The organism is Leisingera sp. S2M4, assembly GCF_055398055.1.
On sequence record NZ_AP040861.1, the window covers coordinates 239,478 to 261,893 of the forward strand.

Sequence of the window (22,416 nt, forward strand, 5' to 3'; positions counted from 1 at the left end):
GCCAAATCCTCATGCTGAATGACGCTCAAAAAGGTGGCCACCCGCCCGCGATCGGGCGCGCGGCCTGCTTATGTGCCCGCCAGGGCTCTCAAACCCGCCTTCAAATGCTGGGAGACCCGGCGACGTTCGGCCGGGATGCCGGGATCCTCCTCCGGTCGGTCCTCGTAGGCTGGCGAGACCTTCATCGGTTCACCGCCGCGGGCCATGCCCTCGACATAGGCCACGCTCATCGCCCGGAGCTGACTCGCCTCCCACGGCTCAAGCTGGATACCCGCGGCGCGGGAGAAGGCGTCGATCTCGGACCAGCTGTGCGGGGCAGCGCCGCCCATCGGCTCGAACGTGCACCAGCCAAGCCCCTCCGGCCCCATCATGTCCCGCAGGTACTCGACTCCGGTGATATCCGGCAAACCAAGGTCGAGGCCTTCGTCCAGCCACATCTGCATGCGGCTGGTCTTCCAGTCGTCAGGACGGGCCGCGAGAAAGCCTGCCTGACGGGCGTAGAGCGTCAGCCTGCGGAGCCGTTTCCCAGGTAGTTCGCGCGCTTGGAGGAGAACTCCGCCAGCTGCTCCGCAAAGGACTTCTCATCGCTTTGGGCGTTGAAGCGGTTCAGGTTCAGGAACCACTCCACATCCTTGGTCGTGGCAGGCTGGTCGCCCCGGTGGATGTTCTTGAAGCCGCAGACCTGGCAGGACAGCGCCTCGACCATCCGCTCGTGCAGATCATCAAAGGACAGATCATCATCCTTGTCGGCCTCCGCCGCCTTCGGCTCGCCGTCGGCCTGCGCCCGGGCCTTCTGCAGGGCGCGCCGGGCCTCGCGCACCGACGGCGCCTCGGCCCCCTTCACGATCACGATGCAGGGCTTGCCATTGTCCGCGAAGGGATCTTTCGGGTTGTCGAACAGCGGCTTGCCGGTGGCAGGGTGCCGGATATGCAGCTCGGCGCCTTTTTCGGCTGCAGAAACACTGTCGAATGCATTGAAGTCCATGGGTAAATCCTTTTGGGGTTCCGTGGTTCAGATGGGCCGAGGGGAGTGAACCACCTTCCGCCCGGCCCGAGGTCCGCCCCCGCCTTGGGAGGAGGAGGCAGGCGCGGATCAGGGAGCTGCTTTTTCGAGGATCGGGTCCGGCGTCAGCTCGATGTTGGTCGAGGCGGTGACCACGTCATCCACGCCGCCGATGTTGGGCTTGAACGACATCACCAGGCCGGTGAGGTAGTAGACCGTGCCATCCTGCAGGGTGACGGAAAAGTATGCCGGATCATCGCTGTCCAGCGCGGTCTTCATGTCGATTTGACCGAGGTCGCTGGGATCCAGCGCAAGCGAGGGGCTGAGGGCGCCATTGTTGTAGCTGCCCTTGCCTTTCTTGGTGCCTCGGGTGGCCAGCGGGTTGTGGGTGACCAGAGACCATTCCTTGCCGAACTCACCGATATTGGTGATCTCGCCAACGTTCTTGAAGGTCAGGGCGTCGAACCCCGTGACATCATGGGTGGCAGGCGGCGTCAGCGAAATGCCAAGCGTCACGCCGGAAGCAGTTTGGTGTCCCATATCGGGCTCCTTTCAGGATTGCAGTAAGCGCCCCAGCCGGGCGCAGGGGTGGAAACTCAGGACGCGGCGTCGAGGACGGGCGTCAGGCTGTCGGCAAATTCGGCCATGACTTCACCGGCAGCTTCGGTGGCCTCTGCAACCGTGCCGCGGTAGGTGACGCCGTTTTCCAGCGTGAACTCCAGGCACTCGCCGGACTTGGGCGCCTGCCCTTTGAACATCGCCACCGGATGCCCGGGCGTATTGTCCTTCAACGGCAGCCGGGTGAGGGTCACGCCCTCGACCACGCGGGGCGCGGGGGCGCTTTTGGCCATAACTTCCTGCTCCGCCGGGGCGGTTTTCTTCGTGCTCATCAGAACAGTCCTTTTGAGGTGGGTGGGTGAAGAGGTTAGTCGCGGTAGGTCAGCGCGAAGGTCAGGGAGACCCGCTGCGCAGTGTCTGCGTCCTTGCTGAAGCCATCCCGCAGGGCCGTCAGGCGCGTGCTCAGAATCGGCCCGCCCCTGTAGCCCTCCAGCGCCGCGCGCAATGCGCGGCTGATCGTAAAAGCATCGTCAAATTCAACGGCCCAGCAGTCGATCTGGACAGCCGCCCGCATCAGCCCGAGGCTGCTCAGCGTGTGCTCGCGCCGCCCGCCGACCCGAACGATCGTCACCCGCGGCATCGTCTCGCCATCACTGAAGTAGCCCCATTGGACCGGGCAGCTCAGCGCGCCGCGCAGAAGCGACAACAGATGTTCTTCCATCACCGCCTCCGCTTCGCCTTGCGCGCCATGGTCGCCTCCAGCTCGCGGCGCAACGTCGCCGCCAGCCCTTCGATGATATCTCCCCGGTGCGCTTCCCATGCCGGGGTCAGCGACGGCGTCGGAGGTGTTGCGCCCACGAACTTGCCACTCTTGTGATACCGCGGCGCGGTGCCCCATTCGAGCAGATGCGCATGCGGCGCCGACCGGGTCGAGCCAACAAACATCCGGACAGCACTCGGCCCGATTTCCGGCGCACGCTGGCCGCGCTGCAGCGTGGCCGAGACCGCAAAGGCGCGCTCATCCGAGCCCGGCCAAAGCTGGTTTGCCATCGCGGCAACCGCCTTCAGCTCCTTTGCCAGCGCCCGGCGCACCACCCCCTTCGAGGTGGCCTTGGGCAACACCGCCAGGATGCTGTCGATCTCCCGCAGGCCTTCGATCTTGAAACTCGCCGTCATTCAATCACTCCCGATCGATCTGCAGTCGCGGCCTAGGACAGGCTGCTTTCCACAACGAGGTAGATCCATCTCCTGTCCGACAGCGCATCCACCTCGCGCACGTCGTAGCGCGTGCCCGGCAGCGGATCCGCCTCGCCTGCCCCGTCCGGCAGTCCATGGCGCAGCGTGCGCATGCGATAGCCCGTATCGATGTCCAGGGCTGTTCCCATCTTGCGGATGCGCAGCTTGAACACCGCCCGCCCCTGCAAGCGCGCGGCCTCGACCGCCTCACTGCCGCGCATGTAGATGACCTCGGCCCGGCAGGTGCGGATCTCAGTCCAGACCCGTGTCTTGCCGTTCAACCCCGTGCTTGCGACCTGGTCGGGTCGATCGAAGGCAACCCTCTGGCGCATGGCCACGAACCCGCGCCCCCTGCGCGCCGATCTGCCCTGCATCGCCCCCGCCATCAAAGCACAACCCGCCAACGGGCCAGCAGCGTGTTCACCGCCGCGGGAAGGTCATTCCCGGCCCCGCCCATCTGCGCCGCATCGCGGTTCTCATACCAATGGGCGACCAGCATCTGCACCGCCACCTTCAGCGCAATTGGCACCTCGGCGGCGCCGCCAAATCCCGCCGTGATCGAGATCCGCACCGGATAGCGCACCGGCTGCAGCGCGGGCAGCGGGTATCCGCGCGCCCAGGTCAGCTGGGTGCGGCGGGACGGGTATCTATCCAGATCCCAGGCACTTGCAGGCAATTCCTGTTCCACCCCGTCCCGGTCGAGGTAGCGGACAACAACGGATTGCACCGGCTCCAGCGGCAGGCTGATCCGCCCCGGCCAGGCCTCCAGCTCCAGCAGCCATTCCTGCGTCACGATGGCCCGCCCGAGGATCCCGGACGGGCCGTTGAGGTAATCGACCGCGGCCGCGATAAACCCTTCGATCAGCTGATCGTCTTCCATGTCGTCAGCCTCGACAAGGCAGTGGCGTTTGGCCTCCTCCAGGGTGACAGGCAATTCAGCCGGTGGGGTGCTCATCGTCAGCCGCATGGCTTACCCTTTCTTCGCCGCAGGCTTGGACTTGGTGGCAGGTGTCACTGCCTTGGCGACAGGGGCCTCGGTTTGCACCTGCACCCGGGTTTGCAGTTCCACCTCGCCAGCGCCGAGATCATCCAAAGGGTTCACCAGCACGTCGCTTGTCGCGGCCTGCGTTGCGCCCTTGCTGTTCGGGTCGACCGCGACACCGCGGGCAATCAGATCCTCTGCGGTCCGGGCGTCAAACCCGGCGACCTCGCCGGGCTGATACATCAGATGCGACCGCAGGAACTTCACCGACCTCATGCCGGCAGGCGGTCCGCACCGCCGAATACCACCACCGAGGACAAGGCCGCCGTATCGGTGGCCCCTGCGCTCAGATCCGGCGTGAACTTGGCCCGCAGGTAGCGGCCCGCGCCCATGATCGGCGCCATCACCTCGTAGGTGCCGGTGACCGTGCCGCCCCCGGCAGGTCCGGTGGCCACCACGGCGCTGGCAACGACATGCAGATCCGCAGCATCGCTCAGATCACTCTCATTACCGCTTTCCAGCGTGCATGCGATCGACAGGGTTTCGCCATCGCCAAGCGTGGCCGAGAACGGCACGGCAAAGACGCAGCTCTGCGGCATACCGATCTCGGCGCGGTCCAGGATGGCGCCGATGACTTCGGTGTTGTCACCTGCACCGCCAGCCGTGGCGGCCACGTTGGCCGAAGCGCGCATCACGGAGATCAGCGCGCCGATGTTACGAAGTAGAGTGGTCATGACAGTTCTCCTCAGTCCGACCGAAAGAAAATGGCGGGCCATTGGCCCGCCGGTTCAGGATCAGGTGCCGGGCGCCCAGGTGACGCCGGTCAGGATGGAGACCGCGGGCAGATGCCGCAGGCCGATGTCGTGCTGCATGATCATGCGCATCAGTGTTTCATCGCGCGAGAACGCCGCCTGCATCTGGCCCTCGGCATCCTTGTAGGCAGCCTCGGTCGACATCGCGATCTCGATGCCCATGTGCTCGCCGACAAGGATATGGCCGGGGTGCGCCAGCATGATTTCGGATTCGTCACTGCCCGCGCCGAGGTTGTCGGGGATCTCGGTAGTGATATGCACCGGCTTCATGCGCAGCTGGCCGCTGGCCATCTCCGGATAGACCTTGTTGCCATTGCCGTCGCGCAGGTTGGTCAGGAACATCGCGGTGCGCGGTGACATGATCCAATGCGCGCCGGTCACCACCACGTTTGCATTGGCCAGCGCCAGCTCCATGCGGCCAAGGTCGTTGTCGACCTTCTGCAGGTCCGGCGCGGCGGTCATCGTCAGCACATGCGTCTTCTCCACCGGCGTGCCTTTGTGCTGGAAGCGCAGCCCCTTCGGCGCGTAATCCGTCCCCGATCCGCGCAGGAAGTGGCGGTCCTGGATCTGCGCCGCATCCGCCACCGCATCATCGCGCACCATCCGGTCGACGGCGGTCGAGGCGGTGCGCAGCAGATCATTGGAAATCGGGATGATGCCACTCAGCTTCTTGGCCGAGAGCTTCACCTGCCCGTAGCTGTAGCCAGTGGCCTTGGCATCCTGCTGCTCACCGCCATAGCCGAAGGTCGCGCCGGTCGCGCGGCGGTTGGTGGTCATGTTCCCGTTCGGCATCGGCACGATGCGCGGCCCCATCGAGGTCACCACGCTGACCGGGCGCAACAGCTCGATCACCTCGCCGCCTACATCCTCCGGCACCAGGAAGCCGCCCGCGGTGGCCCCGCCCATGTTCTGGTTGGCGAAGAGACCGCTGTCGCCATTGGCCTCCGCGATCTGCTGCGCGACGTAGTGGTTGCCCCCGGCCGTGGCGATGGTGCGCACCATGCGCGCGAAGGTGAGGCCCGGCTCTTTCGGCTGTGCGGGCGCGGTGTCGGCCGTGACGCCCGCAGGCGGCGTGGCGCCGGGCAGCGGTGCCGCCGGGCGGGCCGCAGCGGCGCGGCGGCGCTCGATGTCTTCCAGCGCACTCATCTGGGCGGCCAGCTTGTCATCCTCGGCCTTCAGACCATCGAGCGTGGCCACCTGCTCATCGGTCCAGTCCTCGTCGCTGCCGATGGACGCGGCAAGCGCCTCCATCTGGTCGATAATACCCGCACGGCGGGCTTGCAGTTCCAGGAGTTTATCCATGGTCATTTCCTCATTGCGGCCAGCCGCCGCGCTTGAATATCGGCGGCCACACGCGCACTGCGGCCCGCCCCTTGAGCCCGGGTGCGCCCGGAACCTTCCCTCAGCAGCCCCTCAAGGGTGCCGATCCGATCTGCCATGCCCGCCTCGACGGCGCGGGTTGCCGCGAGCATGCCGCCGCGGCCAAAATCCGCGCGCACCCGCTCGGCCGAGACGCCGCGCCCCGCCGCCACATCCGCGATGAACACCGCCTCGATGGCGTCGATGTCGCGCTGGATGGCCGCCCGCCCTTCCTCGGTCGAAGGGTCAGGCCGCTTGTCGGGGGCATTGCTGCTGACGATCTCGTAGCTGCGCCGACCATTGGCATCCGCCGCCTCCTGCCGCGACATCGAGGCGACCACGCCGATCGAGCCAACCGCGGCAGAGCGATCCATGATGATTTCCCGCGACTGGCTGGCCAGCCAGTAGGCCGCCGACGCGCAATTGCCGGTGACGAAGGTGACGGTGGGTTTCCTGAGCGCCCGCAGGCCTTCCGCCGCCTCGCCCAGGCCCGACACCACCCCGCCCGGGCTGTCGGCGAGGATCACGATGCGGGCGACCTCATCCGAGGCTTCCGCCACCCGGATGTCGCGCATGAAGGCATCGAGCGAGGTGCCATCGCTGGAGGCGCTCACCATGGACGCCCGCGGAAAGATCGGCCCCAGCAGCGGCACCACTGCCGCGCCGTCTCGCACCGTGCTCATTCGGGTGCCCTCAAGCCGCGTGCCGACCGCCGCCACCGCCGACATGTTCGCCGCAAGCCGCTCGATATGCCCGTCCGCAGCGATGCGTTTCAGCACATCCTCGTCCAGTGCGCGCAGCGCGATCGCTTCGATCGCATCGAGATAGTCGGGCATGATCGCCCAGGGCTGCGACCGGATGGCCGCAACCAGTGCCGTCAGTTGCTGCTTCATTCTGGATCTCCACTCGCTCCATCCGCGCCGCCCGGCGCAGGCTTTTGACCGGCGATCTCCATGTTCGACGGCCTCCAATATTCGCGTCCGGCATCGCCGGGGATGTCAGGCAGGTTTTCGTAGCGGCGCAGCTCGTTGCCGTTGGCCATGCCCATCTGCCGCTGGTACCAGTAGGCCTCCATCCGGCTCTTGAGGTCGCCCTTCACCAGGGCATCGGTCAGGTGCTCGAAGTAGAACCCCTCCCGCGCAAAGGCCTTGGTCGCCGCCTGCGCCACCCGCGTGTAGTGCGGCCCGAGGTGGAAGATCACGAACTCCAGCGACTGCTGTTCGATGTTGCTGAAGGTGGCCCGCGAAAGATCAAAGATCAGGTGCGGCGGCACCCCCCAGATCCGGGCGAGGTCCACCACCTGGAACTGCCGGGTTTCAAGGTACTGACTGGATTTCAGGTCATGGCTGAGGAAGGTCGCCTTCAGATCCTGGTCGAGCACCGCAACCATTTCGCTGTCCGGGCCGGAATACATCCGCGTCCAGTCGTCCCGGATCCGCCCCTTGTCCTCCGGTGCCACCTTCTGCTCGGTGGTCAGCACCGTCGACGGTCGCCCACCCTTGTTCCAGAACCGCGCCGCATGGTCCGAGGTGGCGATCGCACCGCCCAGGGCATCGCGGGCATATTGCACCGGGTTCAGCCCCTGGATCCCGTCGCGCGAGAACCCGGGCACGTAGAAGATATCCCGCGACGGAAAACGTTCATGGCTGCCATCCGGCAGCGTCGCGTCGAAGAACAGGAAGGTGCCCTCGGCCCGGTCGAAATACTCAACCGGCAGGCAATGGCCGGGCTTCAACCGGGTGATCGCCACCGGATCACCGCGCCGGTCGCGGCTGATATAGCCATGAAAGCCACCCGCCAGCAGGATGTCCGCCAGCAACAGCTCGAAGAAGGAAAAGGCCGTCTGGTGCGTGTTCGGCCCGCGCAGGAACAGCTTGGCCGCGGCGTTGTCATCGGCCGGCATGCGGCCCTGCTCGGTCTTCTGGTAGAAGTGCAGCGGCGTCATGGCAAAGACGCCCGTCAGGATCCGCAGCGCCTGAAGCGTCGCAGGAATGGAAAGCGCGGTCTGCTCATTCACCCGCACCCCGGCCTTGGAGGAACCGCCGACAACCTGGAACCCGTGCCACTGCCGCTCACTGGCGATGTTGTCCGAGGCCGCACGCACAGGTGGCTCCGCGCGCACGGAAGCGTCGGCCTGCGGCTCAGCCGCAGGCCGGAAGAAATCCAGCAATCCCATGGGTGTCACATCCCTGTGTACTCAAACGCCTGCGCCCCGGCGGCAACCGGATTGCGGCTCATCAACGTGAAGGCATTCATGCCTGCGATCAGCGGGTCGATCTTGGCGCGCCCTGCGGCTTCCTTTGTCATCCTCACCGCCGATCCGCGCTGCTCGACCTTGGCGTTGCCCAGCACCCACTCCATCATCGGCTGGTTGCTGTGCAGAAGGGTTCCGTCCTTCAGTTTGCGCTCCATCCCCCAGATCGCCGGGGACAGGCGCCAGTCCTGCCCGACATAGCGCAGCTGGTCCTCATCAATTCCGATCGCCATCATCTCCTCGAGGATCGAGTAGACCTGCACCGTATCCAGCCCCACCGCCGCCTCGGCAGGCAAGAGCCCCGCATTCAGCAGCTCCCCCGCGATCTGCGTGGCCCCCTCGATGTCGCCGGTGGGCTGGTCCTCTTTCAGCAGCGTCAGATCGCCAGCCTTTGCGAAGTCGTGCAGCCGCGGCGCGATTTCCTTGCGCGCGTTCAGCACCTCCGGATGCGCCCAGGCATGGAACCACATCAGCCAGTTCTTGGTCTCGCGTTCGCGCCCGACCACCGACAGGCCAAAGAGATCGTCCAGCCCGCCGCCGTCGAGGCCCAGCACCGCGACCTCGCAGCGGTTGATCAGCTCCTCCAGCCCGAACTTCTCCGGCCCGGCCTTCTTCCAGTAGAGCGCCCCGCTCCAACCACCGCCGAGGCCAACGCCGATCTCGACGTTGAAGTGCTGCGAGGCAAGAAGCTGCAGCGCCTTTGGGCCCTTCTCCCGCGCCTTCACCAGCTGATCCTCCAGGAACGCCGGATCAACCGACCGCCCGAGGTGCGGGTTCACCAGCGCCCAGGTCTCGGGCTTTTGCCAGTGCTTCGCCATCTTGCGCGGCAGCTCGTAGAGCACTGCCAGCATCGGCGACTGCAGGCGCCCGTCACGTACCGCCCGCGCCGTTTCCAGCTCGGCCTTGAACACGCCTGCTGGTTGGTCCTTCGACTGCGTCGTGATCTGCATCACGAACCCCTCCGGGCGCGAGGCCAGGGCGCCACGCAACTCAAGGAAAACCCCGTCCGCCTTGCTCTTCCTGGCGAATTCATGGGTTTCGTCGATCATCGTGTAGGTTGCCTTGCCGCCGGTGATGACATCGCCATCCGCCGCCTTGACCGAGATCTCCGCCCGGCTGACCTTGTGGGTGATCGTGCGGGCGTGGTCCTGAATGTGGAACCGCTTGTCCAGCTCGGGATCCGCCCGGATGATGCCCTTGATCTGCTTGAAGGAGATCTTCGCGATCGTCATCGTCGGCGCGATCAGCAAGAGCTCCGCCTCGGGCCGTTCGTTCATGATGCAGGCGGTCAGGATGATCGCCGCCGCGATCGCGGATTTGCCGTTCTTCTTCGGGATCAGAAGGAAAAACTCCCGCAGCATCCGCCGCTTCTTGACCGGATCATAGCTGCCAAAGACCGCCCGGACGAAGTCGAACACCCATGGCGCGCTGACCTCGCCGTAAGTCGGCTGGTCCATCAGATCCGGCACGCGCAAGCGCTTGAAGATCCGGAGGGCTTTTTCCGCCGGTTCATCGAACAGCGGCAGGTCCGGGATCAGCGACTGGCGGTTGACGATCCGCTCCTCCCAGTCCTTCACCGCCGTCGACCAGGCTGCCAGCTCGGCCGGATCGAGGAATGCATCCTTCATGGATCAGACCTCAGTTCGGCCGGAACCCGGGGAGATCAAGATCCGAGCCCCACTCGGTGCCTTCGGCACTTTCATGCGCGGCCTGCAGCGCGGCCTCCTTCTTGCCGAGCCGCTCGCTTGCCGCCGGTTTCTTAGCCTTCTGCGCCGCATCGAGTTTCCGGCCCGCGCCCATCAGGTCGTTCTTCTCCAGCATCTGCTGCAGCAGGCGTTCCGCGCCGATGTTGCCATTCTCCGCCGCCTCCCAGGCACGCTCGAACCGGCGGGCATCCAGCCGATCGCGCATCCGGTTCCGCTCCGACAGCTCGGATCTAAAATACCGTTTCAGCGTCGACTCGGAGATCGCCTGGCCGGTCCGCGGATCCACGACACAGGCCGCGATCCGCATGTTCGACCAACCCAAAGCCAGTAACATACTGACTTTACGTGCATTTTCTTCAGTGCGCTGAAACCTCGGCCGCCCCCGCTTGCCTTTGGTCGTGAAGACAGGGTTGCCGAACAGGTCCAGGCCGTCCGGAAATTCTTGATCAGCCAAAAAAAATTCTCCGCGTGAGCTAGAGCACCGGTTTGCGGCGGCGGGCCGTCACAGGGATCAGAGGCCCCCTACCCGCCGCGCCGCGGTGTCTCGGTGTTCGGCGCGCTGCTTCGCGCCATCGTGGCACGGCTTGCACAGGCACTGCAGGTTGCCGAGGTTCCAGAACTTCGCCGGATCGCCGAGGTGTCTGACCTTATGGTCGGCCACCAGCTTGGAGGCCTCCGGCTCGATGCGACCGCACAGCTGGCAGGTGAACAGATCCCGCTCCAGGCACTGCCAGCGCAGGCGCTTCCAGCGCGCGGTGTAGTACCACTTGCGCCACGCCTGCTGCTGTCGCCGCCGCGTATCATGGTCGGTTTTGAGAATGGCGACGCGCGGCGCCAGCCCCTGCAGCCTGGGCTTCAGTTGCTTGACCTTCACAGTCACCTCCAAACGCAAAAGCGCCCGGGGCGGGATCTCCGCTCCGGGCGCACATGTGGTGGCTGCACTATGTCAACAGATTGAGATTTCGGTCAAGCCCCTTTCCAAGGCGCACGCGGTGGCAGAGCGTCTGACACGGTGAAGGACGTGAGATGGCAGGCTTTTCGGAAAATGAAGCGCAGATGATGAATGGCCCTGTACCAGTCCAGGTAGCGCCGCCGCGCGGCCGCCACGTCGCGAGCCGTGTTGCTGTAGGAGACCCGGCACCACGACCCGTCCGCCTTCTTTCCCAGCTGGTCAGCTGGCCAGCGCAGCCCCGGCACCCGGCAGACCTCTGTCACCGCGAACGCCCCATGCTTGCACCGACGCCACGCCACCGGTTCGCACGTGGCCCGCGCGCCTGCCATCCAGTCCGGCACCTCGCCAACGCGCGCCAACTCGGCGATCTGCACCGCCATGCGCCGACCGCCATAGGCTTCCGGCAGGCTGGCAAGCGAGGCCGCGACCATGTCGGCGTCGTGGTGGCGCGGTGAGGACCCGCCGCCTTGCACCCGGCAGCCCAGCTTGGCCTGCTCGATCAGGATGTACTCCATCCCGACGCCCGGCCGCGCGCCGGTTTCCCGCTCGATCTCATCGAAGTCGAGGCCGATCTTCTCACGCCGAAACGCCCATTCGATCAGCTGCAGTGCGCTGACCTCCAGCTTGCCAGACCGCGGCGCGCGTACCGTGACCCTGTCGCGGTGGCGCGGTGCGAGCGCGAAGCCGTTGTTCAATGCCGCCATGTTCATGCCCGGGCCACCGCGCGCTGCGCCCGTGCCTCATCCGCGATATCGCGGCACTTCTGCAGCGCCACCCGGCGCCGATCGCGAAACGCCACCTCCTCGGCGGTGACCGCACGCCCCCGCGCTATCCGGGCCTCGATGTCTTCCAGCCGCCGCACCGGATCATCGGCGGCAGCCTTGATCTGGCTCACCGTGTAGTTCCCCGGCCACGAGCGGTTGCCTTTCAGCCAGGTCAGCAACTCCGGCGCCCAGCCCTTGGCAATTGCCTCCTGCCCCAACGACCGGCCAAACACCTCCAGCATCAGCGGCGACGGGCCGGTTTCCGGCGGCTCGATCCGCCGCGCTTCCTTCAGGATATGCAGCGCGATCGGAAAACGGTCGCGGTCCTTGCCGCCCGGGTGCCCCTCGCACCACTCGCACAGCAGCTGCAGGTTGGCCGGCTTCATGTAGGCCAGCATCTGCCGCAGCTCTTTCTTCATCGTTTCGAACTGCTCTTTGCGCATGGTGCCCGGCTTCGTCAGCCCCAGCGCCTCAAGCGGCGCGATCAACAATTCCTGTACCCGCTTTTCCCCTGCGGCCTGCTCTTTCCCGTTCATCTCCGCAATCCCTCTTTCTCAGCATCGACACGTTTTCCACATGTCAGCGGGCTGAATTGGAGCGCAACTGCCCTGCTGTCTTGTTATTTCCCTGTCTATGTCCCTATCGTGCCGGACACTTCGGGACATTTTTATAAACTACTGAAACACCTAGACATTTCCCGAAAACTGTCCTGAAAGTGTCCTGAGAACGTCCAAGAGTGTCCTGCAGACAGTTCGGAAATTGCAGCATCAGGCTGTCCCCCGAGCGCGACTGCGAGCCAGATCCATCGCGTGATTGGACCAAGCCATCATGGCCTTCTCAACCCAACTGGTGCTCCTGTAGCCGCAGCCTTGCTGGATCAGCCATTCATCCATCCATTTGACGGCCGCATCATTCTTGGAAAGCTCCACATGCAGGCCCGCAACCGTCGCGCGCAGCCGCTGCAGCCGCTTGGCGACATTGGCCGCATCACATTTGGCGCGGTTATCTTCCTTGCGGGAAATTGCCTCGGTCAGAGACTTCAGCACCATCGGGTGCATCAGCCTGACCTCCCCGTCACACAGGCATTTGGTCCACCGATGGAGCGGCCCGAAATCCAGCGCGCAGAGCGCCTTGAAGTGGCCGGGATCAACAAACACCAGCTTGGCGAGCACTTCCAGGTCCGCCGACAAAGTGCCGATGGGAGAGTTATCATAGGCGATGTTGATCAGGTCAAAGTACAGTGCCCGGCATTCTGGCGTCCCCTTAAGGCGCATATCCGAGTTCAGCCAACGCCGCCGCTCCCAGACCATGAAGTAATGGCTGTCCAACCGGTCATCGGCGGACAGCGGGTACTCTGGCAGATCGCCAGTGTCGACGGGCGTTAGCCGCCCAGCGTGGATGTTCACAGCCCAACCTCCAGTTCGTTTTGGCGGCCCCCGTCTAATACGAAGACCGGCCTGTTCATTTCCAATGCCAGAAAAGCCGCCTGCCAGACCCCGGCAGATCGCTGCCAGCCTGATAGCGTCGGCACGACAACCAGGTCCGCATGGCGCACAGCACTTGTTGGTTCCTCAACTGCCAGACCGGCCTCCGAGGCCATGAAGGCCGGAGACAGCGGCAGGATACCGACCTGCGCCAGCATCCCCATCCAGGCAACGGCGAGGTCTGAGGCCAACACCGGCCCGCCGTCGAACCCCGCGTATGGCGTGGCGAGGCAGGCAAGCTTGCCCGCAGCGCAGGAAGCTACGTCAGCCAGCAAGGCGCCCTCATGCAGCAAGGCAGCGCCTTCAGCGCGCTCGCGCAGGCGTTGCCAGTTGTGCGGGCCCGAGAAATCAAGCATGCACCACCTCCGCCATAAAAGAGGCGCGCGGCAGCGAGGCCACCACGCGCCCAAGGTCCACAGGGAGGTGATTGGGGGCCACTCGCAGGCGCGCCTGCCCCCGGTCAGCGCTCAGGCAAAGGGACATGGCGGCCCCGCCTGCGGTGTTGGGAATAATCGCGCTCGAAACGCTCATGCCGCCCGCTCCAGCGCTTTGCCGAAAAACGCGGGCGCGCCGGGATCCGTCAACATCACCAGCAGCGCGATATGGCTTGCAGGCGCAGTCACCGCGCCCCACCAGTTCAATGCCGTTTGGAAACTCACGTCACAAAACAGCGCGACCTCGCGTGGGCTGCCGAAACGAGCGCGGAAGTAGGCCGACCAAAGATCTGGCGCCTGGGCTTTCAACGCGTATGGGTCAAACTGATTTGACCAAGACTTTTGACTAAGGCCCACAGCATCATTTCGACATGACACATCGTTATTCACAATCAGGCTCAGACACGGGCGGCTCATACGGCAACCTCCACTGGCCCATGTTGCCCGCGTGGCGGGGGGTGGTCTGCCATGTATTTTATTATTCTATCTACCGTGTGAAGCGTAGGACTACTGTGGCCACTTTCCCATCTTCCCCAAGTTGCACCACCGCCAGCACCGGCCTTCTGAACGACTGTCGACGGCTTGATTCCGAAAGACGCCGCATAGCTGCGAACCTGTTCAAGAAACTGTTCCATGCGACCTACATAGGGATTTTCTTCTATGACAGTCAATCAATAATTCTACAGCCTATCCCGCTCCATAGTAGTAGATTACTACCATGACTGAGCATGAAATCATGGAACCCTTCCTCCTACGCCTCAAAGAGCGGATTGACAGCGACCCAAATCTCACAGCGGCCTCACTCTCTGTTAAGGCTGGCATGAGCAATGCGGCGATCCGTCAGTGGCTGAGCGGAAAAAGCAAAAGCCCAACCCTTGAATCCGCTAGGAAAGTTTGCGCCGCCTTAGGGACGACGCTTGAAGAATTCATGAGCGAGGCCCGAACCCCAGAAGAAAAAGAGATCGTACGCCTAGCAAATCAGCTACCCGATCACCTACTGAAAGAGCTTCTAGGCTACGGACGAGGCCTAGCTGCCGCTGCGGGTCAGTCTCGGAAAGAAGACGGCGAAGAAAGCTGATAATTTCCTGATCTGTCAATTTTAACACTCCTCAGTACTAATTCCAATAAATCAAGGAATTTCAATCACCCACCATTGACAACATCCCGACCATAGAGAGCAGACCAAAAATGGAAGATCAAAAAAACGCTTGTTACCAATCGGCCAAAATAATTGAGGAAATCTCATCCCAGCCCGATCAAAACAAACTTTCCACCGCACTTAGCATTGTTTTTCCGCACATTAGCCAAACGGAAGCCAGACTTGGAATTCTTGCCATTCTGGATGATGCCATCGAAGAGGTCTCCCTTATCCCAAATCTAACGGACACGGGCGTGTCATCCATGCTTGCAGAAATCCGTCAAATTCAAGGCAGGCTTCTAATGGCGTTGCCTCAAGAAACCGTCAAAGCCTTTAAAGCGCATGCAAAATTCGAGAACGCGATAGAGAAGCTGAACTTAATTGGCCACACGCTCGCTACAAGCCACATATCGCGCAACAAACGGTTCGACCGAAAAACCTTCCTTGCCGAAACAGAAGAGATGCTTGAAGGCATTGGAAGCGCTCCAATTAACCCCATGCAAAAATCAGTCCTTGAACTAAAGCTAAGGTCTATAATTCGCATCATGCACGAATGCGAAGGCGCTACTGACGAACAAATTCGCCGTCGCCTCAAGAACATTTTCGCAGACCTCCAAGCCGAATTTGAACACATTGACGAAGAGCAGAAGGAATTTCTGGAGAAGTTCAAAGGCTGGGTTTCAAACTCTATGAAATCAGGCGCATTTGCGCTCGGGCTTACCGCTGACACCCTTAGCGTACTAAGTATCGCCGGACCTGCCGCGGCGGCGGTACTACTGTCGTCTGCTGATCGCCCACTCATGATCGAAGGCCCAAGCCACCCCCCAGAAGAAGAGAGCACCAGCCAGCACCCTGAATAAGTCCAAACGCATAGGCTGTGCCCACGAGGGATCCAGCACTAATTGCCCAAAGCGACACTAGAAGCGTGCACCCCATACAAAGACCAAACGCGATCACGCGAACCACCCCCGCTCCGCGCGGGGTTTTCTTCTTCTGCCTGGCAAAAGATAAAGTTTGACGCCTCTCGATCATAGTAATTTTTCCCTACATCATCGTTGACATAGATATTTATCCCTATACTCTACTCTCTATCAACCGATGGAGGATTGAATGCAAGACATGACCAGTACCGCTCGCCAGATCGTTGGATCGCCCGAAGACTACCTGGACGACACACACCTATTCACTCAGGCTTGGGCCACGATGAAAGCCGCACGCGGCCAAGGCTTCGACCCCGCCCGCCTGCGTGCAGCGCACCTGATCGACCGGCCCGAACCTGCGCCGGAACCTACCGACCAGACCCTAGCCCGTGTCGGCGCAAAGGTGCGCGCACTCATCGCGGAAAAGAACATCCCGGTTCCACACCGCGATGCAGCCTGACCCGAGATCGGCCCGCGCCTGCCCGACCACAAACTCAGCGGCGAGCCGCAGTGTCCGGTCACCACCGCGGGCCCCACCCCAACAGAAATAGCCGAGTAGCGGCGCGTGATGGAGGATTGACGCGCCGCTTTTCTTTGAGGTTTCGCGCCCGTCTTGCGGCGCGGATCAACGCGGGCGGCGCAATCCTCCATTCCATCCGCCGCCCGCGACCATCCAAGGACAGGACACCGATGCCGTCGACACCCCAGGAAATCTACGCCACCGCCCGCGCCCTGCGCGCCCGATGCCGGTTTGGCCAGGCAATGCTGCTGCAAGAGTTGGGCGGCAAGCTCAGGCCGGAAAGCACCGATCCGAGCGACCGGTTCGACTTCGCGGCGACTCGCTGGCACCTCTCACTGCTGGGCCTTTCCGCCTCAGGGAACGACATGCCATCCGCACTGGATGCTTGGCTTCGCGCCGCCCGGATCCACCACACCCTCGACGGCACTCGGCGCGCGACAGATGGTCGACCTGACTGCCCTTACAATGGCGGTAAGCCATTGCCGCCAAACACTAATCGATTTAAGGATAGAATCTGAAACTGAAACCATCACACTGGACACGTTTCATCTCGCGGGACCGGCCACCCGCACCGCCGGGGCGCGGCAAACAGGCCACCACTCACACAACCGTGCCGCGCCCCACAATCCCAAAAAATGACGACCGGCTCCCTTCGCCGAAGCGCATTTGAAAGAGGATGAATAGATGGCAACCATTCAACCTGCGGCCCTACGTGAAGCCAATGCCGCCGCCTTTCTGGATCTTTCGGTGACGAAGTTCCGCTCCCTGGTCAAACATGGCGCCCTGCCCGGCCCTGTCCGGCTGGCGGACGGCGTGGAGCGTTGGCGGGCCGACGATTTGCGCGCCATACTCAGCGGCACGGCCGCACGGCCATCAGAGGACTTTGAGCTTTGAAGAAGCCTCCCAAGCCCAGGATCACCAAACCGAACCTTGCCTGGAAGTGGAACGGTCGCCGCGGCATTTGGGATCCTTACCACCGGGTCACCTGGACGGAAGGCGGCAAGCGCCGCGAGCGTGCGGTGAAACTGGATTGGCAAGGGGATGCGGAACGCCTGGATGTGCTCTACTGGGAGTGCGCTGCAGGTAAACACCAGCGGCAGAAGCTCCAAGCACAGTATACTTGGCGCGCCCTCATCGAGGCCTGGCGAAAAGACCCTCGCATCCAGGGCAAACTCTCGGACGGGACCAAAAAGACTTACCGGCGAGACATGGAGGGCATTCTCGAAAAGAACGCCGACAAGGATGTCCGGCGCACCTCCAAGGCAGCGGTGCGTGCGGCCCACGCCAAGCTCGCCGACACCCCGCGCAAGGCCGATCGCTACCTGCAGACGATCAGCCTGCTGTGGAACTATGGCGCGAACAAGCTGGACTGGCCGCTGGGTGACAATCCAACGAAGGGCGTGGATCACTACGGCAAGCAGCGGGAATATGAACCGTGGCCGCAATGGATGGTCGATAAGCTGGACGAAGCACCGGAAGATGTGCGCGCCGCGGCAACGCTGATCCTGAACACCGGCCAACGCCCGAACGCTGCAATCTCGATGCGGTTCTCGGACTTTGACGGCGAATGGATGAGCGTCCTGGACGAAAAGAACGACGAGCGGATGGAGGTCTACTGCCCCCAGGAACTGCGAAACTTCATCGCCGCAGCGCCACGCAAGGGAGCCTATGTGCTGGCGAAGAACCTCACTCAGCCGCGCGGCTACTGGGCCTTGTCCAAGGCCTTTCGGGAGTGGCGCGCCAGCCTCGGACCCGAGGCCGAGAAGTACGTGCTGCACGGTCTGCGCAAGCTCGCGATCATCCGCCTTGCCGAGGCCGGATGCAGTGATGCCGAGATCCAGGCGGTGACAAACCAGAGCGCCGAAATGGTCGCCTACTACCGCGCTCGCGCAAGCCGAAAGGCCCTGTCACGCTCCGCTCAACTGCGCCGAAAATAGGTTGGACCAGAACGGGAACGAAAGGAGACTGTGGGAGCAGGTTGTGGGAGTGGCGAAGTTTCGACGATTTCCGCCCTTCGCAAAGAGAGAGAATTTCCCTTTAAAATCAGTGGTGCGGACGGCGGGACTCGAACCCGCACGGCCATAAGGCCAGGAGATTTTAAGTCTCCGGTGTCTACCATTCCACCACGTCCGCAGGTGGCACCGGGCGGCAGTGCCACGCGTGCATGGTCTAACCTCCTGTCAGCATGACGACAATGTCTTTTCTCGCCGAATACGCGCATTTTTGCGCCGTTAGAAAACCCCGTGGGCGCGCGCTGCCGAGAACAACAGAAATCACAAGGGAGCCAGCGCCTCATCTTCCTTGACGGCCTGCATCGCCACATAGGTGGAGGTCGACGCGACATGCGGCAAAGCGGAGATCTTCTCGCCGAGCACCGCCCGGTAGTCGCTCATGGAGCGGGTGCGAACCTTCAGGAGATAGTCGAAATGCGATGCCATCAGATGCGCCTGCTCCACCTCCGGCAGCCGCGTCACCGCCGCATTGAACTTGGCCAGCGCCGCCTCCCGGGTGTCGTTCAGCTTGACCTCGACGAAAGCAACGTGATCCAGCCCCAACCGGATCGGATCAACCAGCGCCCGGTAGCCGGTGATGATCCCCTCCGCTTCCAGCCGCTTCAGCCGGGTCTGGGTCGGCGTCTTTGACAGACCGATCCGGCGTGCAAGATCAGCGATCGAAATGCGCCCGTCCGTGCTCAGCTCGTTCAGAATCGCGATATCGTGGCGGTCCAGATCAGAAAAGTCCATATGCACTCCCGAGCATCCAAATTTCATCCATTTGACCTACCTCTACACAGATTTTGGGCAGTTGTCCTGACATTTTGGATATAAAATCCACCAAAAGACCTGCACCTTTGTGGAGTTTCCCCGCATGACTGCCAATACTTCCCTGCGCCACCGTATCGACGCTGGCACCTATGTCGACCAAACCGCCATCCGTGATCAACTGATCGCCCAGGCCGCGCTGAGCGCGGAAGACCGCGCCCGGATCTCGGCCCGTGCTGCCGCGCTGGTGCGCGACATCCGCGGCCACTCGGCCCCCGGCCTGATGGAAGTGTTCCTGGCCGAGTATGGCCTGTCCACCGACGAAGGCGTGGCGCTGATGTGCCTTGCCGAAGCGCTGCTGCGGGTGCCGGATGCCGACACCATCGACGCGCTGATCGAAGACAAGATCGCCCCTTCCGACTGGGGGAAGCACCTGGGCAAATCGACATCCTCTCTGGTCAACGCCTCGACCTGGGCGCTGATGCTGACAGGCAAGGTTCTGGACGAAGAGCGCAGCCCGATTGGGGCACTGCGCGGCGCCATCAAACGTCTGGGCGAGCCGGTGATCCGCACCGCCGTCAGCCGCGCGATGAAGGAAATGGGCCGCCAGTTCGTGCTGGGCGAAAGCATCGAGAGCGCCATGAACCGCGCCGCCGGAATGGAAGCCAAGGGCTACACCTATTCCTACGACATGCTGGGCGAGGCCGCGCGTACCGAGGCCGACGCCGCCCGCTATCACCTGTCGTATTCCAAGGCGATCTCGGCCATTGCCGCTGCCTGCAACAGTGACGACATCCGCAAGAACCCCGGCATCTCCGTCAAACTGTCGGCGCTTCATCCGCGCTATGAACTGGCGCAGGACGCCAGCGTGATGGAACATCTGGTGCCGCGCCTGAAGGCGCTGGCGCTGCTGGCCAAGGCCGCCAAGATGGGCCTCAACGTCGACGCCGAGGAGGCCGACCGCCTGTCTTTGTCGCTGGAAGTCATCGAAGCGGTGGTGTCTGATCCGGCACTGGCGGGCTGGGACGGCTTTGGCGTGGTGGTGCAGGCCTATGGCCCGCGCACCGGGCTGGCAATCGACGCCCTGCACGAAATGGCAGAAAAATACGACCGTCGCTTCATGGTGCGGCTTGTCAAAGGCGCCTACTGGGACACCGAGATCAAACGCGCCCAGGTCGAGGGGGTCGACGGTTTCCCGGTCTTCACCTCCAAGGCCCTGACCGACGTGTCCTATATCTCCAACGCCCGCAAGCTTCTGGGGCTGACCAACCGAATCTACCCGCAGTTTGCGACCCACAACGCCCACACGGTCTCTGCCATCCTACACATGGCCGAGGGCATGGACAAACAGCTGTTCGAATTCCAGCGCCTGCACGGCATGGGCGAAACCTTGCACCAGATGGTGCTGGAGCAGAACAAGACCAACTGCCGGATCTACGCCCCCGTTGGCGCCCACCGTGACCTGCTCGCCTACCTGGTGCGCCGCCTGCTGGAGAATGGCGCCAACTCCTCGTTCGTGAACCAGATCGTCGATGAGAATGTCGCACCGGAAGTCGTGGCCGCCGATCCCTTCGCCCAGGTTGGCGAAATCAGCCGCAAGATTCCGACCGGCCCCGAGCTGTTTGCACCGGAGCGCCCCAACTCCAAGGGGTTCGACCTTGGCCACGCGCCGACCCTCGCCCGGATCGAGGAAGCCCGCGCGCCCTGGCGCGACCATCACTGGCAGGCCGGCCCGCTGCTGGCAGGCGAGGCCCAGCCGGAACCGGCGAAAGATGTTACCAGCCCAACCGACCTCAGCACGGTTGGCAGCGTCCGCCAGTGTAGCGAGGCCGATATCAATCTGGCGCTGAGCGCCGCCACCCCCTGGAACGCCCCGGCAGAGGAACGCGCCGCGATCCTGAACCGGGTCGCCGACCTTTATGAGGAAAACTACGGCGAGCTGTTTGCCATCCTCGCCCGCGAGGCCGGCAAGACCATCCCCGACGCGGTGGCAGAGCTGCGCGAAGCGGTGGACTTCCTGCGGTACTATGCAGCCCGCATTCCCGCGGCGCCGCCCGCCGGTATCTTCTCCTGCATCTCGCCGTGGAACTTCCCGCTGGCAATCTTCACCGGTCAGGTTGCCGCCGCCCTGGCCGCAGGCAACGCGGTCCTCGCCAAACCCGCCGATCAGACACCGCTGGTCGCCCACCGGGCGGTACAATTGATGCACGAAGCAGGCGTGCCGCGTGCCGCCATGCAACTGGTTCCGGGCCGCGGCAGCGTGGTTGGCGCCGCGATCACCTCGGATCCGCGGGTTGCAGGCGTCGCCTTCACCGGCTCAACCGCGACTGCGATGCGCATCCGCCGCGCGATGGCCGAGAACCTGAAGCCCGGCGCCCCCCTGATTGCAGAGACCGGCGGCCTCAACGCGATGATCGTCGACAGCACCGCCCTGCCCGAGCAGACGGTACAGGCGGTGATCGAAAGCGCCTACCAGTCGGCCGGACAACGCTGCTCGGCGCTGCGCTGCCTCTACCTGCAGGACGACATCGCGGACACCGTGCTGAAGATGCTGAAAGGCGCGATGGACTGCCTGCATCTGGACGACCCCTGGCACCTGTCCACAGACAGCGGCCCGGTGATCGACGAGACCGCCCGTGCAGGCATCCTTGCCCACATCGACAAGGCGCGCGCCGAAGGCCGCGTGCTGAAGGAACTGCGCGCGCCCCAAGGCGGCACCTTCGTCGCCCCGACGATGATCGAGGTGCCCAGCATCAGCGCCCTCGAGGAGGAGATCTTTGGCCCGGTCCTGCATGTGGCGCGGTTCAAGTCGCAAGATCTGGACAAGGTAATTTCCGACATCAATGCAACCGGTTACGGGCTGACCTTCGGGCTGCACACCCGCATCGATGACCGGGTCCAGCACGTCTGCGACCGGGTGCATGCGGGCAACATCTACGTCAACCGCAACCAGATCGGCGCGATCGTCGGCAGCCAACCCTTCGGCGGCGAGGGGCTTTCAGGCACCGGACCAAAGGCCGGCGGCCCGCTCTACCTCAGCCGCTTTTGCGCGCCCGACCGGCAGCAGGTGTCGGACAGCTGGACCAGCACGGTGACAGAGCTGCCCGCAGCCAGCGGCACCCCGGCACAGCCAGTGACCACCACCCTGCCGGGCCCGACCGGCGAGTCCAACCGCCTGACGGTCTCCGCGCGCCCGCCGTTGCTGTGCATGGGTCCGGGCGCACAGGCGTCCGCAGAACAGGCGCGGGAAGTGATCAGCCTCGGCGGCACTGCGATCACGCCATCCGGCATGCTGGAGCTGGACAAGCTGGAAACCATCGAGGGCATCGCCGGTGTGCTGTGGTGGGGCGACGAGGCCACCGCGCGCGAGATCGAGAAGCGACTGGCAAAGCGTGATGGTCCCATCATCCCGCTGATCCCCGGCAAGCCCGATCGCGCCCGTGTCCTGGCAGAGCGCCACGTCTGCGTCGACACCACCGCCTCGGGTGGCAACGCCGATCTGCTCGGCGGAATGGCCTGAGCTATACCATAT

Annotated in this window: 30 protein-coding genes and 1 tRNA gene; 7 read left to right on the plus strand and 24 right to left on the minus strand. The window is 63.6% G+C overall.

Annotation, left to right across the window (positions count from 1 at the left end; all coding sequences use genetic code 11):
* Positions 1–68: 68 nt before the first annotated feature.
* From ACZ52D_RS01185 to ACZ52D_RS01290, 22 genes are all read right to left on the minus strand, one after another.
* Positions 69–443, minus strand: a complete 375-nt coding sequence (locus ACZ52D_RS01185; RefSeq protein ID WP_464442017.1) for a hypothetical protein — start codon at positions 441–443, stop codon at positions 69–71.
* A gap of 62 nt (positions 444–505) precedes the next feature.
* Entirely contained in the window at positions 506–985 is a 480-nt protein-coding gene (locus tag ACZ52D_RS01190) for a hypothetical protein (RefSeq protein WP_464442018.1), read from the minus strand.
* A gap of 108 nt (positions 986–1,093) precedes the next feature.
* On the minus strand, positions 1,094–1,543 hold the full coding sequence (locus tag ACZ52D_RS01195; RefSeq protein ID WP_464442019.1) for a hypothetical protein: 450 nt from the start codon (positions 1,541–1,543) through the stop codon (positions 1,094–1,096).
* A 56-nt stretch (positions 1,544–1,599) separates the two neighbouring features.
* Positions 1,600–1,893 (minus strand): hypothetical protein, encoded by a 294-nt coding sequence (locus ACZ52D_RS01200; RefSeq protein WP_464442021.1) that lies wholly within the window; start codon positions 1,891–1,893, stop codon positions 1,600–1,602.
* Between the two features lie 35 nt (positions 1,894–1,928).
* Positions 1,929–2,282, minus strand: a complete 354-nt coding sequence (locus ACZ52D_RS01205) for a hypothetical protein (RefSeq protein WP_464442023.1) — start codon at positions 2,280–2,282, stop codon at positions 1,929–1,931.
* Positions 2,282–2,737: an HK97-gp10 family putative phage morphogenesis protein gene (locus ACZ52D_RS01210; protein ID WP_464442024.1), complete on the minus strand. Its 456-nt coding sequence runs from the start codon at positions 2,735–2,737 to the stop codon at positions 2,282–2,284. Before ACZ52D_RS01210 ends, ACZ52D_RS01205 begins: the two co-directional genes overlap by 1 nt.
* A gap of 32 nt (positions 2,738–2,769) precedes the next feature.
* Positions 2,770–3,171, minus strand: a complete 402-nt coding sequence (locus ACZ52D_RS01215; protein WP_464442026.1) for a phage head completion protein — start codon at positions 3,169–3,171, stop codon at positions 2,770–2,772.
* Positions 3,172–3,182: 11 nt separating this feature from the next.
* Positions 3,183–3,752, minus strand: coding sequence for a head-tail connector protein (locus tag ACZ52D_RS01220; protein WP_464442269.1), 570 nt, complete (start codon positions 3,750–3,752; stop codon positions 3,183–3,185).
* A 15-nt stretch (positions 3,753–3,767) separates the two neighbouring features.
* The gene (locus ACZ52D_RS01225) at positions 3,768–4,055 is read right to left on the minus strand and encodes a hypothetical protein (protein WP_464442030.1); all 288 of its coding nucleotides are present in this window, start codon (positions 4,053–4,055) and stop codon (positions 3,768–3,770) included.
* Positions 4,052–4,513 carry a hypothetical protein gene (locus tag ACZ52D_RS01230; RefSeq protein WP_464442032.1) on the minus strand — a complete coding sequence of 154 codons (462 nt, stop codon included), beginning with the start codon at positions 4,511–4,513 and terminating at the stop codon, positions 4,052–4,054. Before ACZ52D_RS01230 ends, ACZ52D_RS01225 begins: the two co-directional genes overlap by 4 nt.
* 60 nt (positions 4,514–4,573) lie before the next feature.
* Positions 4,574–5,893, minus strand: coding sequence for a phage major capsid protein (locus ACZ52D_RS01235; RefSeq protein WP_464442271.1), 1,320 nt, complete (start codon positions 5,891–5,893; stop codon positions 4,574–4,576).
* Positions 5,894–5,895: 2 nt separating this feature from the next.
* Positions 5,896–6,843 carry a S49 family peptidase gene (locus tag ACZ52D_RS01240; RefSeq protein WP_222453843.1) on the minus strand — a complete coding sequence of 316 codons (948 nt, stop codon included), beginning with the start codon at positions 6,841–6,843 and terminating at the stop codon, positions 5,896–5,898.
* Entirely contained in the window at positions 6,840–8,126 is a 1,287-nt protein-coding gene (locus ACZ52D_RS01245; RefSeq protein WP_464442272.1) for a phage portal protein, read from the minus strand. The genes ACZ52D_RS01240 and ACZ52D_RS01245 overlap by 4 nt, the downstream gene beginning before the upstream one ends.
* A 5-nt stretch (positions 8,127–8,131) precedes the next feature.
* Positions 8,132–9,832, minus strand: a complete 1,701-nt coding sequence (locus ACZ52D_RS01250; protein ID WP_464442274.1) for a terminase large subunit domain-containing protein — start codon at positions 9,830–9,832, stop codon at positions 8,132–8,134.
* 10 nt (positions 9,833–9,842) lie between these two features.
* Positions 9,843–10,364: a hypothetical protein gene (locus tag ACZ52D_RS01255; protein WP_464442275.1), complete on the minus strand. Its 522-nt coding sequence runs from the start codon at positions 10,362–10,364 to the stop codon at positions 9,843–9,845.
* A gap of 57 nt (positions 10,365–10,421) precedes the next feature.
* A complete protein-coding gene (locus ACZ52D_RS01260; RefSeq protein WP_464442276.1) occupies positions 10,422–10,784 on the minus strand; it encodes an HNH endonuclease in 363 nt (120 codons plus the stop codon).
* Positions 10,785–10,876: 92 nt separating this feature from the next.
* Positions 10,877–11,566, minus strand: coding sequence for a hypothetical protein (locus tag ACZ52D_RS01265; RefSeq protein WP_464442278.1), 690 nt, complete (start codon positions 11,564–11,566; stop codon positions 10,877–10,879).
* A 2-nt stretch (positions 11,567–11,568) separates the two neighbouring features.
* Positions 11,569–12,162, minus strand: coding sequence for a hypothetical protein (locus ACZ52D_RS01270; protein ID WP_464442279.1), 594 nt, complete (start codon positions 12,160–12,162; stop codon positions 11,569–11,571).
* Positions 12,163–12,393: 231 nt separating this feature from the next.
* Positions 12,394–13,032, minus strand: a complete 639-nt coding sequence (locus ACZ52D_RS01275) for a hypothetical protein (RefSeq protein ID WP_222453850.1) — start codon at positions 13,030–13,032, stop codon at positions 12,394–12,396.
* Entirely contained in the window at positions 13,029–13,466 is a 438-nt protein-coding gene (locus tag ACZ52D_RS01280) for a TIR domain-containing protein (RefSeq protein ID WP_464442281.1), read from the minus strand. The genes ACZ52D_RS01275 and ACZ52D_RS01280 overlap by 4 nt, the downstream gene beginning before the upstream one ends.
* A complete protein-coding gene (locus ACZ52D_RS01285; protein ID WP_464442282.1) occupies positions 13,459–13,641 on the minus strand; it encodes a hypothetical protein in 183 nt (60 codons plus the stop codon). Before ACZ52D_RS01285 ends, ACZ52D_RS01280 begins: the two co-directional genes overlap by 8 nt.
* A complete protein-coding gene (locus tag ACZ52D_RS01290) occupies positions 13,638–13,961 on the minus strand; it encodes a hypothetical protein (protein ID WP_464442284.1) in 324 nt (107 codons plus the stop codon). Before ACZ52D_RS01290 ends, ACZ52D_RS01285 begins: the two co-directional genes overlap by 4 nt.
* A gap of 301 nt (positions 13,962–14,262) precedes the next feature.
* Here ACZ52D_RS01290 and ACZ52D_RS01295 point away from each other — a divergent pair, with 301 nt between their 5' ends.
* The 6 genes from ACZ52D_RS01295 to ACZ52D_RS01320 all read left to right on the plus strand — a co-directional run bounded on the left by ACZ52D_RS01295 (position 14,263) and on the right by ACZ52D_RS01320 (position 18,059).
* The gene (locus ACZ52D_RS01295) at positions 14,263–14,622 is read left to right on the plus strand and encodes a helix-turn-helix domain-containing protein (protein WP_464442285.1); all 360 of its coding nucleotides are present in this window, start codon (positions 14,263–14,265) and stop codon (positions 14,620–14,622) included.
* 110 nt (positions 14,623–14,732) lie between these two features.
* Positions 14,733–15,542, plus strand: a complete 810-nt coding sequence (locus ACZ52D_RS01300; RefSeq protein ID WP_464442287.1) for a hypothetical protein — start codon at positions 14,733–14,735, stop codon at positions 15,540–15,542.
* Between the two features lie 259 nt (positions 15,543–15,801).
* Positions 15,802–16,062, plus strand: coding sequence for a hypothetical protein (locus ACZ52D_RS01305; protein ID WP_464442289.1), 261 nt, complete (start codon positions 15,802–15,804; stop codon positions 16,060–16,062).
* Positions 16,063–16,292: 230 nt separating this feature from the next.
* A complete protein-coding gene (locus ACZ52D_RS01310; RefSeq protein WP_464442291.1) occupies positions 16,293–16,640 on the plus strand; it encodes a hypothetical protein in 348 nt (115 codons plus the stop codon).
* 166 nt (positions 16,641–16,806) lie between these two features.
* Entirely contained in the window at positions 16,807–17,016 is a 210-nt protein-coding gene (locus ACZ52D_RS01315) for a helix-turn-helix transcriptional regulator (RefSeq protein WP_222453860.1), read from the plus strand.
* Positions 17,013–18,059 carry a tyrosine-type recombinase/integrase gene (locus tag ACZ52D_RS01320; protein ID WP_464442293.1) on the plus strand — a complete coding sequence of 349 codons (1,047 nt, stop codon included), beginning with the start codon at positions 17,013–17,015 and terminating at the stop codon, positions 18,057–18,059. The genes ACZ52D_RS01315 and ACZ52D_RS01320 overlap by 4 nt, the downstream gene beginning before the upstream one ends.
* A 110-nt stretch (positions 18,060–18,169) precedes the next feature.
* Here ACZ52D_RS01320 and ACZ52D_RS01325 read toward each other — a convergent pair.
* Positions 18,170–18,255 (minus strand) — tRNA-Leu (locus ACZ52D_RS01325).
* Between the two features lie 140 nt (positions 18,256–18,395).
* Positions 18,396–18,866: an Lrp/AsnC family transcriptional regulator gene (locus tag ACZ52D_RS01330; protein ID WP_222453862.1), complete on the minus strand. Its 471-nt coding sequence runs from the start codon at positions 18,864–18,866 to the stop codon at positions 18,396–18,398.
* A 124-nt stretch (positions 18,867–18,990) separates the two neighbouring features.
* On the opposite strand from ACZ52D_RS01330, the gene putA reads away from it, so the two are divergent.
* Positions 18,991–22,404 carry a bifunctional proline dehydrogenase/L-glutamate gamma-semialdehyde dehydrogenase PutA gene (gene putA, locus ACZ52D_RS01335; protein WP_464442295.1) on the plus strand — a complete coding sequence of 1,138 codons (3,414 nt, stop codon included), beginning with the start codon at positions 18,991–18,993 and terminating at the stop codon, positions 22,402–22,404.
* The last annotated feature ends 12 nt before the right edge of the window (positions 22,405–22,416 follow it).